The organism is Pseudomonas sp. WC1 (assembly GCF_050586565.1).
GTDB lineage: Bacteria > Pseudomonadota > Gammaproteobacteria > Pseudomonadales > Pseudomonadaceae > Aquipseudomonas.
The window spans coordinates 25,575-42,823 of record NZ_JBOBDQ010000022.1 but is presented as its reverse complement, the minus strand read 5'-3'; the positions used below and the strand labels follow the sequence as shown (position 1 = coordinate 42,823).

Here is a 17,249-nt window from a genome sequence, read left to right as displayed (position 1 = left end):
CCATGACAGGCCTGCCCTGCGAAAGGGCGGGTACTGCCACTGGCTCTGGCGCATGCGCGCCGTATAATGCGCACGTCGCCACTTACTTTATTGGTTAACGGATTGGATATGACTGAACAGCAACCTGTTGCAGTTCTTGGAGGCGGCAGCTTCGGCACCGCCGTGGCGAACCTCTTGGCACAGAACGGCCATCCGGTACGGCAGTGGATGCGCGACCCGGCGCAAGCCGAGGCAATGCGTGTCGACCGCGAGAATCCGCGTTACCTCAAGGGCATCCGCCTGCATGATGGCGTCGAACCGGTCAACGACCTGCTCGCCACCCTGCAGGGCAGCGCGCTGATCTTCGTCGCCTTGCCCTCCAGCGCCTTGCGCAGCGTGCTGGCACCCCACGCCGAGCTGCTGCGCGGCAAGGGCCTGGTCAGCCTGACCAAGGGTATCGAGGCGAACACCTTCAAGCTGATGAGCCAGATCCTCGAAGAGATCGCCCCCCAGGCACGCATCGGCGTGCTGTCAGGCCCCAACCTGGCCCGCGAGATCGCCGAGCACGCGTTGACCGCCACCGTGGTCGCCAGCGAGGACGAAGCGCTGTGCCAGCAGGTGCAGGCCGTGCTGCATGGCCGCACGTTCCGTGTCTACGCCAGCAGCGATCGCTTCGGCGTCGAGCTGGGCGGCGCGTTGAAGAACGTCTACGCCATCATCGCCGGCATGGCCGTGGCCTTGGGGATGGGCGAGAACACCAAGAGCATGCTGATTACCCGGGCCCTGGCCGAGATGACCCGCTTCGCCGTGAGCCAGGGCGCCAACCCCATGACCTTCCTCGGCCTGGCCGGGGTTGGCGACCTGATCGTCACCTGTTCCTCGCCCAAGAGCCGCAACTACCAGGTTGGCCATGCGCTTGGCCAGGGCCTGAGCCTCGAGCAGGCGGTCAGCCGCCTGGGCGAGGTGGCCGAAGGCGTCAACACCCTCAAGGTGCTCAAGGCCAAGGCCCAGGAAGTGGGCGTGTACATGCCGCTGGTGGCGGGGCTGCACGCGATCCTGTTCGAAGGCCGCACGCTCAACCAGGTGATCGAGCACCTGATGCGCGCCGAGCCCAAGACCGATGTCGATTTCATTTCCACCAGCGGTTTCAACTGAGGGAGAAACGTATGAACGATACCCCGGAGCGCGCCCAGCGCGAGTCGATCATCCTGCGCGTGCTGTGGATGCTGGTGTTCCTGGTGGCCTGGCAACTGGCCGAGCTGCTGCTTGGCGGCCTGGTGCTGGTGCAACTGATCTACCGCCTGATCTACGGCGCGCCCAGCGCCAGCCTGATGAACTTCGGTGACAGCCTGAGCCAGTACCTGGCACAGATCGGCCGTTTCGGCACTTTCCATAGCGACCAGAAACCCTGGCCGTTCGCCGACTGGCCGACCCCGCGCACCCCGGAAGGCGAAGCGCCCCACGCCGTCGCCCCGGCGCCACAACCGGTGCGTGACGAGGAGCCCAAGCTGTGAAGCTCTGGGTGCTGCGTCACGGCGAGGCCGAGCCAAGGGCCAACAGCGACGCCGAGCGGCGCCTGACCGCCCACGGTCGCGAGCAGGTGCTGCGCAGCGCCGCGCACCTGTTGGGCCAGCCGTTGCAGGCAATCATCGCCAGCCCCTATGTGCGTGCCCAGCAGACCGCCGCCCTGGTGCACGGCGCCCTCGGTTTTTCTGAGCCGGTGCGTACCGTGCCGTGGCTGACGCCAGAGAGCGACGTGCAGCAGGTGATCGGCGAGATCGAGCGCCTGGGGCTCGAGCATGTCCTGCTGGTCAGCCACCAACCCCTGGTGGGCAACCTGGTTGGTCAGCTTGAGCACGGCCATGGCCAGCAACCTGCACCGTTGAGCACGGCCAGCCTGGCCGAGCTGGAGGGCGACTGGCCACTGGCCGGCCTGATGACCCTGCGCAGCCTCAACCACGCTGGCTGACACCTGGCAACTGGCATTTATGCCAGTTGCCGTTCGGGTGGTGCGGGCCTTAGCGTGGCGGCGTGCATGATCGCAACGCCGCGCAAGGAATCATGGATGAGCAGGCAACGCCTGGAGCTGGTGCGCTCCGTCAATCCCCAGAGCGTGATCGACAAGCTGGACAGCCCCGCTGCGCTGGACTTCGCCGAGTACTGCCTGTTGCGCGACTGTGCCGATGCCAAGCTTGACCAGCTGCTGCGCCGCTTCGAAGGCCAGTACGAGCTCGAGCAACTGCGCCAGTCCGGCATCCGCATGGCGCACCTGCTGCAATCCAGTTGCCTGGCGCTGCGCCGGCTGGTGGAAACCCAGCAGGACCGCCAGCTGGCCCGCGAAGCCCTCGAGTGGCAACTGGCCTACATGCGTGCCTGCCTGCACCGTTCGATGGCCAGCTTCTAGTCGTGATGACCTGATCGTCACTGGCGATGACCGTTCAGGACGTTGCCGCCAGCCGATCGCTTGCCGACAATGGGCCATCCATCCCCGTGCAGAGCAGGCGGCCATGTCGCAGCAGATCTTCTTCGCCCACGCCAACGGCTTCCCTTCGGCCACCTACGGCAAGCTGTTTGCCGCGCTGGCGCCGGACTACCAGGTGCATCACCTGGACCAGCACGCCCACGATCCGCGCTTTCCGGTCAACGACAACTGGCAGAACCTGGTGGACGAGCTGCTGCATCACCTTGAGCAGCAGGATGCGCCGGTCTGGGGCGTCGGCCACTCCCTGGGCGGCGTGCTGCACCTGCATGCGGCGCTGCGTTGCCCGGAGTTCTACCGCGGGGTGGTGATGCTCGATTCTCCGGTGCTGACCCGCGCCGACGAATGGCTGATCCAGGCCGCCAAGCGCCTGGGCTTCATCGACCGCATCACTCCGGCCGGGCGTACCCTGGGCCGGCGCGAGGCTTTTCCCGACCGCGACAGTGCCCGCCGTTACTTTACCGGCAAGACCCTGTTCCGCCACTTCGACCCGGAGTGCCTTGAAGCCTACCTGGAGCATGGCCTGGCGCAGGACGAGGACGGTCTGCGCCTGCGCTTCGACCCGGCCACCGAAATCAGCATTTACCGCAGCATTCCGCATGTCAGCCCAGCCAGGCCTCGCCAGTTGCAGGTGCCCTTGGCGATGGTGCGTGGCGCCCAGAGCCGGGTGATCCGCAAACACCACGCCCTGGCCGTGCGCGGCATGGCCATGGGCGAGTATCACAGCCTGCCGGGCGGGCACATGTTCCCGCTGGAGCGGCCCACCGACACCGCCAGCCTGATCAAGGGCCTGTTCGAGCGCTGGAGCCAGGCATGAGCGCCCAGGTCGAGGAGATCCGCCTGACGCTGGGCCATATCGAACTGGCCGCGCACCTGTTCGGCCCGGCCGACGGCCTGCCGGTGATCGCCCTGCATGGCTGGCTGGACAACGCCAACAGCTTCGCGCGCCTGGCGCCGCAGCTGCAGGGGCTGCGCATCGTCGCCCTGGACCTGGCCGGGCACGGCTATTCCGGGCATCGACCGGTCGGTGCCGGCTACGCCCTGGCCGACTATGCCCATGACGTGTTGCGGGTTGCCGAACAGCTCGGCTGGGAGCGCTTTGGCCTGCTCGGCCATTCGCTGGGCGCGATTATTTCGGTGCAACTAGCCGGGGCCTTGCCCGAACGAGTCAGCCATCTGGCATTGATCGACGGGGTGATCCCGCCAACGCTCAGCGAACAGGATGCCGCCGAGCGGCTGGGGCAGGCCTTGCAGTCGCAAATGCGCCTGGAGGGCAAGCGCAAGTCGGTGTACGCGACCCTGGAGGAGGGCGTCGAAGCGCGCATGAAGGGCATGGTCGCGGTCAGTCGCGAAGCCGCCGAGCTGCTGGCCCAGCGCGGCCTGATGCCGGTGCCCGGCGGCTACAGCTGGCGCAGCGACAGTCGCCTCACCTTGCCTTCGCCCATCCGGCTGAACCACGACCAGGCCATGGCCTTCGTCAAGCGTATCGCCTGCCCGGCCTGCCTGGTGGTGGCCGCCGACGGCATGCTGGCGCGCCACACGGATCTGCTGGAGCAGCTACCCTTCGGGCAGGTGATCCTGCCGGGCGGGCACCATCTGCACCTGAACGACGCCGAGGGCGCGGCCCTTGTCGCAGACTGTTTCAATCGCTTCTTTGGCATTCCTTGACTTGCACCGGACAAGTGTCGAGGCTTGGCGGGTTGAAAGGGAGACAACCATGTACATGCCAGACATCCACGCACCTTGCCCCGCCACCTGCGAGGGCGGTCGATGAGCGCACCTGTTTTCGTTCGCGGCGCCGTCGCCGCCTGCCTCGCCATCGCCAGCCCCTTGCTCTGGGCCGGCAGCCTGCCGGTACCGCCCGACGCCAAGGTGGTCGACCAACGCCCGGCAGTGGAACAGGAGCGTGTCTACCCCATGGGTCCGCTGCGCAAGATCAGCGGCCGGCTACGGGTCGAGGACAAAGTCGAAAGTCGCGGCCAGGTGAGTTCCGTGACCTACGAGCTGCCGGTTGAGCGCAGCGCCCGCGAAGCCTTCACCAGTGCCCGTGAGGCGTTGCAGCAGGACGGTGGCTACCCGTTGTTCTGGTGCCAGGGCCGCGATTGCGGCGAGGCCAGCCTGTGGGCCAACGACGTGTTCGCCAACGCCCGCCTCAATGGTGGTGACGAACAGCAGGCATTCATCCTGTTGCGCCGCTCCGCCGAAGAAGCCGACACCCTGGTGGCGCTGTACAGCGTGACGCGCGGCAACCGCCGCGCCTACCTGCATGTCGAGGAGTTCGTCGCCGGCAACCCGCTGGGCGAGCTGCTGCCCACCGCCGCCACGGTGCTGCGCGAACTGCGCGACACCGGCAAGCTCGACTACCCTGACCTGGCCGAGCCCCAGGCCGCCTGGGCGACGCTGCTGGCCCGCAGCCTGAACCTCGACAGCACCCTGCGCGCCAGCCTCAGTGGCAAGGGCGCCGAAGCCTGGCGCGAGCAACTGGTCAAGGCCGGCGTGCGCAGCGCCCGGCTGGAGGTGGGCGATGCTCCGACCGAAGGCCTGCACCTGGAACTGATCCGTTGAGTGAGGGCCACCATGGCCAACAATGACCGCCTGTTGATCCAGATCCTGCTGCTCACCTTGCTGGGCGCCGCGCTGTGGGTGATGGCGCCGTTCATCTCGGCGCTGCTGTGGGGCGCCATCCTGGCCTTCGCCAGCTGGCCGCTGATGCGCCTGTTGACCCGCGTGCTGGGCGGCCGGGAAACCCTTGCCGCGAGTCTGCTGACCACGGTGTGGATCCTGCTGGTGGCCATGCCGCTGGTGTGGCTGGGTTTCAACCTGGCCGACCATGTGCGTGATGCCACCGCGTTCATTCGCGATGTGCAGGTCGATGGCCTGCCGGACGCGCCCGCCTGGGTGGCCGGTATCCCATTCGTGGGCGAGCGCCTGGTTGGTTGGTGGGAGTCCTTCGACCAGCAAGGGGCGGCCTTGCTGGCCTCGGCCAAGCCGTACCTTGGGCAGGTCGGCAACTGGTTGCTGGCCCGCAGCGCGCAGATCGGCGGTGGGGTGCTCGAGCTGACCCTGAGCCTGGTGTTCGTGTTCTTCTTCTACCGCGACGGGCCACGCCTGGCGGCGTTCGTGCACCGCCTGCTGCAACGGCTGGTGGGCGAGCGCGCCGAGTACTACGTCGACCTGGTCGCCGGCACCGTGCAGCGGGTGGTCAATGGTGTGATCGGTACTGCGGCGGCTCAGGCCCTGCTGGCGCTGATCGGCTTCCTGATCGCCGGCGTGCCGGGAGCCATTGTGCTGGGCCTGGTGACTTTCATGCTCAGCCTGATTCCCATGGGCCCACCACTGGCATGGATACCGGCCACCGCCTGGCTGGTCTGGAAGGGCGACTACGGCATGGCGGTGTTCCTGGGCATCTGGGGCACCTTCATCATCAGTGGCGTGGACAACGTGCTCAAGCCATACCTGATCAGCCGCGGCGGTAACCTGCCGCTGGTCATCGTGCTGCTCGGGGTGTTCGGTGGCCTGATCGCGTTCGGCTTCATCGGGCTGTTCATCGGGCCGACCTTGCTGGCAGTGGGGTACAGCCTGCTGCTGGACTGGAGCCGCAATACCGCGCAGCACACGCCGCAGCGTTGATCTCCATCGCGGGCTTGCCCCGCGATACATCAGCGATCTTTACGCTTTCTTTATGTCCTGACCCGCCCCCCCATCTCGCCCCTTTACGCCCCTCCCTCGGACAATTTCCCCAAAGCGGCCTTCACGCCGCAACTAGGGGAGATTGCACATGTACATGCTCGACGGGCTGTCACTGCTTCTGGCGGTGGCGTTGGCGGTTTACCTGCTGGTGGCGCTGCTGCGCGCCGATCGCGGCTAAGGGGCGACCATGCACAGTTACGATTACCTGCTGCTGCTGGCGTTCTTCGCCATCGTGCTGCTGCCGGCACCCTGGCTTGGGCGCTTCTACTTCAAGGTCATGGAGGGCCAGCGTACCTGGCTGTCGCCGCTCCTGGGCCCGGTGGAGCGGGGCTGTTACCGTGTGGCCGGCGTGCGCGCCGACCAGGAGCAGAGCTGGAAGCAGTACACCCTGGCCCTGCTGGCCTTCAACCTGGCCGGTTTTTCGATGGTGTTCGGCGTCCTGCAACTGCAGGGCAGCCTGCCGCTCAACCCGCAGCACTTGCCGGGCCAGGAATGGTCCCTGGCGTTCAACACCGCGGTCAGCTTCATGACCAACACCAACTGGCAGGCCTACAGCGGTGAAGCCTCGGTCAGCTACCTGAGCCAGATGATCGGCCTTACCGTGCAGAACTTCGTCAGCGCCGCCACGGGCCTTGCCGTGCTGGTTGCCCTGTGCCGGGGCATCGCCCGCCGTTCGGCCAGCACCCTGGGCAACTTCTGGGTCGACCTGACCCGCGCCACCCTCTACGGCCTGCTGCCGCTTTGCCTGGTGCTGGCGCTGCTGCTGGTGTGGCAGGGCGTGCCGCAAACCTTCGCCGACTACGTCCACGCCGTGACCCTGCAAGGCGTTGACCAGACCATCCCGCTGGGCCCAGCCGCCAGCCAGATCGCCATCAAGCAGTTGGGCACCAACGGCGGTGGTTTCTTCGGCGTCAACTCGGCTCACCCGTTCGAGAACCCCACGGCCTGGAGCAACCTGTTCGAAGTGGCTTCGATCATCCTGATCCCGGTGGCTCTGGTATTCACCTTTGGCCACTACGTGAAGGACCTGCGCCAGAGCCGCGCGATCATCGCCTGCATGCTCGCGCTGTTCCTGATCGGCGGCAGCACCGCGCTGTGGTCGGAGCACCAGCCCAACCCGGCCCTGGAAAGCGCCCAGGTGCAGCAGAGCGCGCCACTCGAAGGCAAGGAGAGCCGTTTCGGCACTACCGGCTCCGTACTGTGGACGGTGACCACCACCTCGGCCTCCAACGGTTCGGTCAACGCCATGCACGACAGCCTCAACCCGCTGACCGGCATGGTGGCGATGGTCAACATGATGCTTGGCGAGGTGATCTTCGGCGGCGTCGGCGCCGGCCTCTACGGCATGCTGCTGTTCGTGCTGATCGCCGTGTTCCTGGCGGGCCTGATGATCGGCCGCACGCCGGAGTACCTGGGCAAGAAGCTGCAGGCCCGTGAAGTACAGCTGTTGGTGGCGACCCTGCTGGTGATGCCGGTGGGCGTGCTGGTACTCGGCGCCATCGCCGCCAGCCTGCCCGGGCCTGCCGGCGCGGTGACCAACCCCGGGGCCCATGGCTTCAGCCAACTGTTGTACGCCTATACCTCCGGTACCGCCAACAATGGCTCGGCCTTCGCCGGCTTCGGCGCCAACACGCCGTTCCACAACGTGATGATTGGCCTGGCCATGTTGATTGGCCGCTTCGGCTACATCCTGCCGGTGCTGGCCCTGGCCGGCAGCCTGGCCGCCAAGAAGAGCGCGCCGCAAGGCCTGAACAGCTTCCCCACCCACGGCCCGCTGTTCACCACGCTGCTGCTGGTGACCATCCTGCTGGTGGGTGGCCTGACCTTCCTGCCGACCCTGGCCCTGGGGCCGATTGCCGAACACCTGAGCCTGGGTTTCTGAGGAACACACCATGAACATGCCCATTCCCGAAGTGAAGGCGCGTCATAGCGCCAAGGACCAGACCCGTTTCGCCGCCCTGTGGCGCCCGGCGCTGGTGCAGGCCTTCGTCAAGCTCGACCCGCGTCAGCTCAAACGCGCCCCGGTGATGCTGGTGGTGGCCCTCACTGCCATGCTGACCACCGTGCTTTGCTTCGCCCCTGAAAGTGGCGTGAGCACTTCAGTGGCCGTGCAGATCACCGTATGGCTATGGTTCACCGTGCTGTTCGCCAACTTCGCCGAAGCCCTTGCCGAAGGCCGTGGCAAGGCCCGCGCCGACAGCCTCAAGGCCGGCAGCCAGGGCCTGGCCGCCAAGCGCCGCAAGAGTGACGGTACGTTCGAGACCGTCGCCGCCACCCAGTTGCGCAAGGACGACGTGGTGCGCGTGGTGGCCGGTGAGCTGATCCCCGGCGACGGCGAGGTGCTCGAGGGTATCGCCGCGGTCAACGAGGCGGCCATCACCGGCGAGTCCGCGCCGGTGATCCGCGAGTCCGGCGGCGATCGTTCGGCCGTTACCGGCAACACCCGGCTGGTCTCCGACTGGCTGCTGATCCGCATCACCAGCAACCCCGGTGAATCGACCCTGGACCGCATGATCGCCCTGGTCGAAGGCGCCAAGCGGCAGAAGACCCCCAACGAGATCGCCCTCGACATCCTATTGATCGGCCTGACCCTGATCTTCCTGATCGTGGTGGTGACCCTGCAGCCGTTCGCCCGCTTCGCCGGCGGCGAGCTGCCGCTGATCTTCCTCGCCGCGCTGCTGGTGACGCTGATCCCCACCACCATCGGCGGCTTGTTGTCGGCCATCGGCATTGCCGGCATGGATCGCCTGGTACGTCTGAACGTGATCGCCCGCTCCGGCCGCGCCGTTGAAGCGGCAGGCGACGTGCACACGCTGATGCTCGACAAGACCGGCACCATCACCTTCGGCAACCGTCGCTGCAGCGCACTGCACGCAGCCTCCGGCGTGACCGCCAAGGAGCTGGGGGAGGGCGCCTTGCTCGCCTCGCTGGCCGATGACACTGCCGAAGGCAAGTCGATCGTCGAGTACCTGCGCCAGTTGCACGACTTCGCGGAACCGGCGAGCAACCAGTACGAAGCCATCGCCTTCAGCGCCGAGACGCGCCTGTCGGGTATCGACTTCCAGCAGCGCCGCTACCGCAAGGGCGCCGTCGACGCGGTACTGGCCTTCTGCGGCCTGCAACGCCTGGAGCTGCCCACCGCGCTGGCCCGTGAAGTGGAGCGCATCGCCCAGAGCGGCGGCACCCCGCTGCTGGTGTGCGTCGACAAGCACCTGCTCGGCGTAATCCACCTCAAGGACGTGGTCAAGCCCGGTATCCGCGAGCGTTTCGCCGAACTGCGCAAGCTCGGTATCCGCACCGTGATGGTCACCGGCGACAACCCGCTGACCGCCGCCGCCATTGCTGCCGAGGCGGGTGTGGACGACGTGCTCGCCGAAGCCACCCCGGAGAAGAAGCTGGCGCGCATCCGCCAGGAGCAGAACGACGGCCGCCTGGTGGCCATGTGCGGTGACGGTGCCAACGACGCCCCAGCCCTGGCCCAGGCCGACGTGGGCATGGCCATGAACGATGGCACCCAGGCGGCCCGCGAGGCGGCCAACATGGTCGACCTGGACAGCGACCCGACCAAGCTGCTGGACGTGGTACAGGTGGGCAAGGAGCTGCTGGTCACCCGTGGCGCGCTGACCACCTTCTCCATTGCCAACGACGTGGCTAAGTACTTCGCCATCCTGCCGGCGCTGTTCGCCGCCATCTACCCACAGTTGGGCGTGCTCAACCTGATGCACCTGGCCAGCCCGCAAAGCGCGATCCTCTCGGCCATTGTGTTCAACGCGCTGATCATCATCGTGCTGATCCCCCTGGCGCTGCGCGGGGTGCGGGTGCAGGCCGCCAGCGCCGCCCATTTGCTGCGGCGCAACCTGCTGATCTACGGCCTGGGCGGCATTGTCGTGCCGTTCGCCGGGATCAAGCTGATTGACATGCTGCTCACTGCGTTGCACCTGGTCTGAGGAGAGACTGACATGACCGCTTATGTACGCCCGGCCCTGAGCCTGATCCTGCTGATGACCGTGGTCACCGGCGCGCTGTATCCCCTGGCGGTGACCGGCATCGCCCAGGTCGCCTTCCCTGAGCAGGCCAACGGTAGCCTGTTGCGCGATGATCGGGGCGAGGTGCGCGGTTCGGCGTTGATCGCCCAGGAATTCAAGGGTGACGCTTGGTTCCAGTCGCGGCCTTCGGCGGGGGCCTATGCCACCGTGGCCAGCGGCGCCAGCAACCTGGCGCCGAGCAACCCGGCGCTGGTCGAGCGGGTCAAGACCGATGCCGCTGCGCAGTACCAGGCGCAGCAGGGGCCGGTGCCCCAGGCGCTGCTGACCACCTCGGGCAGCGGGCTGGACCCGCACCTGCCGCCCGAGGCGATCGCCTACCAGCTGCCGCGCGTGGCGGCGGCGCGGCAGGTCTCTGAGGAGCGCTTGCAAGTGCTGGTGAATGACGCCACCCTGCGTCCACTGATCGGGCCACCGGTGGTGAATGTGTTGGCATTGAACCAGGCGCTTGAGCGGTTGGCGCCGCTAGCCGCGCGCTGACGGTGGGATTTGTTCGCCGGCAAGCCGGCTCCTACGGGATTTGTGCCGTCCTGGCATGTGTCTGTAGGAGCCGGCTTGCCGGCGAACAGCTGATCCTTGAACAACCAAAGGATGAAACATGAGTGACTCCGCCCGCGCCGACGCGCTGTTGGCGGGCCTGCCCCGGGAAGGCCGGGGCAGGCTCAAGGTATTTCTCGGCGCCGCGCCCGGGGTCGGCAAGACTTTCTCCATGCTGCAGGCCGCCCACGCCCAGCAACGCCAGGGCGTGCGCGTGGTGGCCGGGGTGGTCGAGACCCACGGCCGGGCCGAGACCGAGGCCTTGCTCGGCGGCCTGACCCAGCAACCCCTGCTGCGCAGCGAGTACCGTGGCGTGATGCTCGAGGAAATGGATCTCGACGGCCTGCTCAAGGCCACGCCGCCGCTGGTGCTGGTCGACGAACTGGCCCACACCAACGCCCCTGGTAGCCGCCACGCCAAACGCTGGCAAGACGTGCAGGATCTGCTCGCCGCCGGCATCGACGTATACACCACGGTCAACGTCCAGCACCTGGAAAGCCTCAACGACAAGGTCCGCGACATCACCGGCGTGCAGGTGCGCGAGACGCTGCCCGACTGGGTGTTGCAGGAAGCCTTCGAACTGGTGCTGATCGACCTGCCGCCGCGTGAACTGCTCGAGCGCTTGCGCGAGGGCAAGGTTTACGTACCCGAACAGGCACGGGCGGCCATCGAGGCCTATTTCTCCCAGACCAACCTCACCGCCCTGCGCGAACTGGCCATGCAGACCGCCGCCGCCCAGGTGGACGCGGACCTGGCCAGCGGCTATCGCCAGCGCGGTCAGGAAGCCCCGGCCCTGCGCGGCCGGCTGCTGGTGGGCATCGATGGCGACGAGCAGGCCGAACGCCTGGTGCGCCATGCCTGTCGCGTCGCCCAGCGTCGCCATCTGCCATGGAGCGTGGTCCACGTCGACAACGGCCGCCTGCGTGACGAGACGGCCCGCCATCGCTTGCAGGCTGCCCAGCAACTGGCCGAGCGCCTCGGCGGCGAAGTGGTGCTGCTGCGCGCCGGCGAAGTGGCGCGCACGTTGATCCAGCACGCCGCCGAGCGCCGCGCCAGCCTGGTGCTGGTGGGCCAGTCCCGTGATCTGTTGCGTCGGCGCCTGTTCGGCGCCGGTGTGGCGGCCCGCCTGCTGCGTGAGAGCCACGGCCTGGAGATCAACGTGCTCGACCGCGACGCCCAGCCGCCAGCGGCGCGTACGGCGGTAAAGCGCGTATGGGTGTGGCGCCACTACCTGCTCGCGCTACTCGCCACCGCGCTGGCGGCGGGCTTGTCCTGGGCGGTTTCGAGCGTGCTGGCGCTGCCCAACATCTCCCTGGTGTTCCTCGCCGCCGTGCTGCTGGTGGCAGTGCGCAGCAGCCTGGGGCCGGCCCTGGCGTGCGCGGCGCTGTCGTTCCTCACCTACGACTTCCTGTTCATCCCGCCGAACTTCTCCTTCGCCATCCAGCGCGAAGAGGACGTGCTGACCCTGGTGTTCTTCCTGCTGATGGCCGCGCTCACCGGCAACCTCGCCGCTCGCCAGCGTCGCCAACTGCAGGCCTTGCGCGAAACCCAGGCGCAGACCAACCAGCTGCTCGACCTGTCGCGCCGCCTGACCGTTGCCACCGACCGCCAAGCGGTGTTCAGCGCTGCCGGCCAGCATATGGATGGCTGGCAGGGCGTGCAGGTGTGTCTGCTCGAACGCAGCGCCGAGGGCCTGTTGCAGGTGGCCAGCGGTGGCGCTCCCGCCTTCACCGACAATGAACGCGCCGCCGCCGAATGGGCCTGGCAACATGGCCAGGCCGCGGGCTTCGGCAGTGACACATTGCCCCACGGCCGCTGGTGGTGGTGGCCGCTGGCCGTGGAGGAACAGCCCCTGGCACTGCTCGGCATACGCCCACGCGACGGCGAGCCCTTGAGCGACCAGCGCCGTCGGCTGTTGATGGCCCTGGCGCAACCCCTGGCCCAGGCCCTGGCCCGTGCCCGCCTGGGCGAGCAACTGGAAGCCGCCCGCCTGCACGGCGAAACAGAGCAACTGCGCAGCGCCTTGCTCGCCTCGGTGTCCCACGACCTGCGCACTCCGCTGACGTCGATGCGCGGCAGTATCGACAGCCTGCTGGCGCTGGGCGACGCCATCCCCCCGGATGACCGCCGCGAACTGCTCGAAGGCACCCGAAACGAAGCCGAGCGTCTGGACCGCTACATCCAGAACCTGCTGGACATGACCCGCCTGGGCCATGGCACGCTCAAGCTGGCCCGCGACTGGGTTGCCCCGGCCGATATCGTCGGCAGCGCCCTCAACCGCCTGCGCGTGGTACTGGCCCCCCTGCGCGTGCACACCGAAGTCCCGCCGGAACTGCCGCTGCTGTTCGTGCACGCGGCGTTGATCGAGCAGGCGCTGATCAACGTGCTGGAAAACGCCGCGCGTTTCTCTCCAACGCAAGGCCGCCTGGAACTTCAGGTCTCGGTGCGCGATGAGCAACTGTGCTTCGCCGTGGCCGATGAAGGCCCCGGCATCCCCCAGGATGAACGCGAGAAGATCTTCGACATGTTCTACACCGCCGCCCGCGGCGATCGGGGCGGGCAGGGCACCGGCCTGGGCCTGGCGATCTGCCAGGGCATGATCGGTGCCCATGGTGGGCGGATCCTGGTCGACGACGGCATCGATGGTCACGGCACCCGCATCACTCTATGCTTGCCGCTGCCGACCCAACCCGATACTGAAAGTGAAGCCCCATGAGCCAAGCCGCCACCCTGCTGGTGATCGACGACGAGCCGCAAATCCGCAAGTTCCTGCGCATCAGCCTGGCGTCCCAGGGCTACAAGGTGATCGAGGCCGGCACCGGCAGCGACGGCCTGGCCCAGGCCGCCTTGAACAAGCCCGACCTGGTGGTACTCGACCTCGGTCTGCCGGACATGGACGGCCAGCAGGTGCTGCGCGAGCTGCGTGAATGGAGCACGGTGCCGGTGATGGTGCTGTCGGTGCGTGCCAGCGAAGTGCAGAAGGTCGATGCCCTCGACGGCGGGGCCAACGACTACGTGACCAAGCCGTTCGGTATCCAGGAATTCCTCGCCCGGGTGCGGGCATTGCTGCGCCAGGCGCCCCAGGTGGGCAACCTCGCCTCGGCGGCGAGTTTCGGGCCGCTGGTGGTGGACTTCGCCTTTCGCAAGGTTACCCTGGATGGCATAGAGATAGCCTTGACGCGCAAGGAGTACGCGCTGCTGGCGCAGTTGGCCGGGCACCCCGGACGGGTGATCACCCAGCAGCAATTGCTCAAGGACATCTGGGGGCCGACCCATGTCGACGACACCCACTACCTGCGCATCGTGGTGGGGCACCTGCGCCAGAAACTGGGCGACGACCCCACCGCGCCGCGGTTCATCGTCACCGAGGCGGGCGTGGGATACCGGCTGGTGGCGCCGTCCGACCCGTGAACAGGCCGGGCGATGGGATCATGATTGGGCAACTGCCGATAGTTCTTTTTCCGTTACTACCCGATTGCGCCCCTGCGCCTTGGCTTGATAGAGCAACCGGTCCGATCTTTCCAGCGTGTCCGACATCGATTCGCCGGCTCTCCACAGGGCAACCCCCAGCGATATCGTGATATGCCCGACGGTATCGAGTTCCGCGGCTTCGATCACGGTTCGAAGCCGCTCGGCAACCTCCGCGCCAGTAGCAATTGAACCGTTGGGCAGCAGCAGCAGGAATTCCTCGCCGCCCACCCTGCAGACCAAATCGTCTGGGCGCGAGGCCTGCCTCATCAACTGGGCCACGGTGCGCAGGGCTTCATCGCCGACGGCATGGCCGTAGGTATCGTTGACCCGTTTGAAATGGTCGATGTCCACTGCGATCGCAGCGAAGGTTTTCAGTGTTTGCTGCCACAACACCAAGGTTTCTTCCATCGCCCGGCGATTCGCCAGTCCGGTCAACGGGTCACTGTGTGCCTGTTGATTGAGCCGCCCGATCTTTTCTTGCAGAAGGTTGGCCCCCAGCAGCAGAGCGCGGCGGATCTGCCAGCTTTCAAAATAATCCGCAGGTACCGCGAGGATGCGCTCGTAGCTTTCAGGTGCATCCAGACGCTTGGCGCTCTCCGCCAGACGAGAGAGCGGGACGGAAATTTTCACGCCCAGCCACCAGATCAACAGCAGGCCGAACACACCGAGTGGGACGATGCCTTTGGCAACTTTGATCGTCGTCGCCTCCAGCGTTGCCTCAATGTTCGACAGCGGCCGCTGTGAAATCACGCTCCAACGGCTGCTGGGGATACTGGCGAACCCGGCGAGCATCTCGTTGCCACTGCTGTTTATCGCTCGCATCGAGCCGTGACTGTGCTGGAGCGCCGCCTCGACGATAGGGTCGGTTGCCAGGATCGTACCGATGCGCTCCGGGTCGGGGTGGTACAGCACTTGCCGATGGCTATCGACCAAATAGACATGCGCGCCATCTTCGCGGATGTTCAGGTCCATGAGCGTCTGCAACGTGTTTTTCTGCTCCAGGCGGATGCTCCCGCCCACAAGCCCAAGGTATTCACCATTGCGGCTGAAAATGGGATGGGAAACGAACACGACCAGGTTGCCGGCAAGGGACTTGAATGCGTCGCTGATCATCGGCTCTCGCCTCGTCAGCGGCGAGCGACGTTGCAGCACCTGGCCGTCCAGTTGCAGGCTGCTGGGGGCCGAAGCAATGATTTTTCCTTCGGCGTTGGCTATCAGTACCGAGTTGAAGCTGTGGTCCTGGCTCAGGAGGCGGTGCGCCTCATCGTGCAGGGCAGATGGGTCTGTGAAGGTGCGACCGATGACGGTGGATGCAAAACCCAGGCGATCGAGCTCGGAGCTCAATACCCCCTCCACACTGGTAGCGATTCGGGCAGCATAGGCTTCGTTGGTCTGGAGGGCGTTCTCCACCAGCTCGGCTTTCTGGGTGGTGAACATCACCACGAACGTATTGGCCAGGGTTGCGATGGCACAGATCAGCGCGAATGCCAGCAGCAGCGTGCGCAGGGTGAGTTTGGGGCGTGGCCGTGTGGGCATGTGGCGCATCCGGATGCTGAAGGCATGCGATTTGGTGAAGTAGCGTCGCCGTGGGGTTGCAAACGCGCTCCTTGCGCCTTGTGGCGTATCCTGTGTGGCCTTCTGCATCAAAACGCGATAGTTCGGGCTGAGTATCTCACATCTGTTTTTGAGCCACCATTTTGACATTTATTCGACGGCGCATCGCCTTTCGGCGACCCGCCGCGAACAATCGCTTGCCCTTGCCGGCTAGTCCATTCGCTCGAGCTGCAACAATTCCTCTACCGTCTGCCTGCGGCGAATCATGCGCAATCCACCCTGATCGAGCAGGAACTCAGGCAACAATGGCCGGCTGTTGTAGTTCGACGACATGGACGCGCCATACGCCCCCGCATCGTGAATCACCAGCAGGTCACCGACCTTGGCCTGGGGCAGGTCCTGGGGGGTCAGCTCTTCGTCGTCCTGGGTGAACACATCTCCCGACTCGCACAGCGGCCCCGCCACCACGGTCGGTTGCAGCGGGCGGCTCACTGGTCGGCCCACGGCATCGAACAGGCTCATGCGGTGGTAGGCGCCGTACATGGCTGGGCGCATCAGGTCGTTGAAACCGGCGTCGACCAAGATGTAGTGGCGCTCGCCCATCTGCTTGACTGCGCGCACCTCGGCCACCAGGTAGCCGGACTCGGCCACCAGGAAGCGCCCCGGCTCGATCTCCATGCGCACGGAGTGGCCGAGCATCGCCTCGATTTCCGAGCGGGCCACCGCCCAGGTGTGGGCGTAGCGCTGCAGGTCCACCGGTTGGTCGCCGTCGCGGTAGGGGGTGGACAGGCCGCCACCGATGGAGAAGGCCTCGATATCCATGCCCAGGCGGCCGATCAGCCCGACCATGGCTCCGGCCACCTGTTCCAGATGTGCGTAGTCCACCCCCGAGCCGATGTGCATGTGCACGCCCACCAGGTGCAGGCCGTGCTGCTTCACGCAGGCCAGCGCCTCGGGCAATTGCTCATGCCAGATGCCGTGCTTGCTGTTCTCGCCGCCGGTGTTGGTCTTGCGGCTGTGGCCATGACCGAAGCCGGGGTTGATGCGCAGCCACACCCGGTGGCCGGGGGAGCGCTCGCCGAGCTGGCGGAGCATGTCGATGGAGCCGGCGTTGACCTCGATACCGGTCTCCACCACCCGCGCCAGGGTCGGCTGGTCCAGCACGTCGCAAGTCAGCACCACGCCAGCCGGCTCGCCGCCCACCGATGCGCCAGCGGCGAAGGCGCGTTCCATTTCCCCCAGGGACACCGCGTCGAGCACCAGGCCGCGTTCGCGGATCAGGCGCAGCACGTGCAGGTTGGGGTTGGCCTTCTGCGCGAAGCGCACGGTGTCGAAGTGCTGCTTGAGCTGGTCGATGCGCTGATGGATGGTCTGGGCGTCGTAGGCCCACAGCGGCGAGCCGTGCTGGCGGACGGCATCGGCCAGGAGGGTGGTGGTCATGGTGGCGTTCCTTGTTTTGGATACGCCGATGGTGAGGCAGTTTTGGTAATTCAGAA

The 17,249-nt window shown here is 66.6% G+C and carries 16 protein-coding genes; 14 read left to right on the top strand and 2 right to left on the bottom strand.

Features of this window, described 5'->3' with window-relative positions:
• The first annotated feature begins 108 nt into the window (after nucleotides 1-108).
• The 14 genes from ACQ4OD_RS12515 (at nucleotide 109) to ACQ4OD_RS12450 (ending at nucleotide 14,139) form a co-directional block, all read left to right on the top strand.
• Nucleotides 109-1,134 (top strand): NAD(P)H-dependent glycerol-3-phosphate dehydrogenase, encoded by a 1,026-nt coding sequence (locus ACQ4OD_RS12515; protein WP_038706499.1) that lies wholly within the window; start codon nucleotides 109-111, stop codon nucleotides 1,132-1,134.
• An 11-nt stretch (nucleotides 1,135-1,145) separates the two neighbouring features.
• Nucleotides 1,146-1,493, top strand: a complete 348-nt coding sequence (locus ACQ4OD_RS12510) for a DUF4389 domain-containing protein (RefSeq protein WP_430944378.1) — start codon at nucleotides 1,146-1,148, stop codon at nucleotides 1,491-1,493.
• On the top strand, nucleotides 1,490-1,948 hold the full coding sequence (gene sixA, locus ACQ4OD_RS12505) for a phosphohistidine phosphatase SixA (RefSeq protein WP_198755273.1): 459 nt from the start codon (nucleotides 1,490-1,492) through the stop codon (nucleotides 1,946-1,948). Before ACQ4OD_RS12510 ends, sixA begins: the two co-directional genes overlap by 4 nt.
• Before the next feature lie 96 nt (nucleotides 1,949-2,044).
• Nucleotides 2,045-2,383 carry a hypothetical protein gene (locus ACQ4OD_RS12500; RefSeq protein WP_258701438.1) on the top strand — a complete coding sequence of 113 codons (339 nt, stop codon included), beginning with the start codon at nucleotides 2,045-2,047 and terminating at the stop codon, nucleotides 2,381-2,383.
• A gap of 103 nt (nucleotides 2,384-2,486) precedes the next feature.
• Nucleotides 2,487-3,275, top strand: coding sequence for an alpha/beta fold hydrolase (locus ACQ4OD_RS12495; protein WP_198755275.1), 789 nt, complete (start codon nucleotides 2,487-2,489; stop codon nucleotides 3,273-3,275).
• Nucleotides 3,272-4,126, top strand: a complete 855-nt coding sequence (locus ACQ4OD_RS12490) for an alpha/beta hydrolase (RefSeq protein ID WP_430944377.1) — start codon at nucleotides 3,272-3,274, stop codon at nucleotides 4,124-4,126. Before ACQ4OD_RS12495 ends, ACQ4OD_RS12490 begins: the two co-directional genes overlap by 4 nt.
• 102 nt (nucleotides 4,127-4,228) lie before the next feature.
• The gene (locus ACQ4OD_RS12485) at nucleotides 4,229-5,023 is read left to right on the top strand and encodes a DUF4892 domain-containing protein (protein WP_102684724.1); all 795 of its coding nucleotides are present in this window, start codon (nucleotides 4,229-4,231) and stop codon (nucleotides 5,021-5,023) included.
• A 12-nt stretch (nucleotides 5,024-5,035) separates the two neighbouring features.
• On the top strand, nucleotides 5,036-6,088 hold the full coding sequence (locus ACQ4OD_RS12480; protein ID WP_110704424.1) for an AI-2E family transporter: 1,053 nt from the start codon (nucleotides 5,036-5,038) through the stop codon (nucleotides 6,086-6,088).
• Between the two features lie 148 nt (nucleotides 6,089-6,236).
• A complete protein-coding gene (kdpF, locus tag ACQ4OD_RS12475) occupies nucleotides 6,237-6,326 on the top strand; it encodes a K(+)-transporting ATPase subunit F (protein WP_011534724.1) in 90 nt (29 codons plus the stop codon).
• A gap of 9 nt (nucleotides 6,327-6,335) precedes the next feature.
• Entirely contained in the window at nucleotides 6,336-8,030 is a 1,695-nt protein-coding gene (kdpA, locus tag ACQ4OD_RS12470; RefSeq protein WP_258701440.1) for a potassium-transporting ATPase subunit KdpA, read from the top strand.
• 10 nt (nucleotides 8,031-8,040) lie between these two features.
• Complete coding sequence (kdpB, locus tag ACQ4OD_RS12465) at nucleotides 8,041-10,095, top strand: potassium-transporting ATPase subunit KdpB (protein WP_214500378.1); 2,055 nt, start codon at nucleotides 8,041-8,043, stop codon at nucleotides 10,093-10,095.
• Nucleotides 10,096-10,107: 12 nt separating this feature from the next.
• Entirely contained in the window at nucleotides 10,108-10,671 is a 564-nt protein-coding gene (gene kdpC / locus ACQ4OD_RS12460) for a potassium-transporting ATPase subunit KdpC (protein WP_102683718.1), read from the top strand.
• A 118-nt stretch (nucleotides 10,672-10,789) separates the two neighbouring features.
• Nucleotides 10,790-13,444, top strand: a complete 2,655-nt coding sequence (locus ACQ4OD_RS12455; RefSeq protein ID WP_198755280.1) for a sensor histidine kinase — start codon at nucleotides 10,790-10,792, stop codon at nucleotides 13,442-13,444.
• Nucleotides 13,441-14,139, top strand: coding sequence for a response regulator (locus tag ACQ4OD_RS12450; RefSeq protein WP_110703485.1), 699 nt, complete (start codon nucleotides 13,441-13,443; stop codon nucleotides 14,137-14,139). The genes ACQ4OD_RS12455 and ACQ4OD_RS12450 overlap by 4 nt, the downstream gene beginning before the upstream one ends.
• Nucleotides 14,140-14,157: 18 nt before the next feature.
• On the opposite strand, the gene ACQ4OD_RS12445 is transcribed toward ACQ4OD_RS12450, so the two are convergent.
• Nucleotides 14,158-15,843: a sensor domain-containing diguanylate cyclase gene (locus ACQ4OD_RS12445; RefSeq protein ID WP_430944376.1), complete on the bottom strand. Its 1,686-nt coding sequence runs from the start codon at nucleotides 15,841-15,843 to the stop codon at nucleotides 14,158-14,160.
• A gap of 120 nt (nucleotides 15,844-15,963) precedes the next feature.
• Entirely contained in the window at nucleotides 15,964-17,193 is a 1,230-nt protein-coding gene (lysA, locus tag ACQ4OD_RS12440; protein ID WP_430944375.1) for a diaminopimelate decarboxylase, read from the bottom strand.
• Nucleotides 17,194-17,249: the final 56 nt, after the last annotated feature.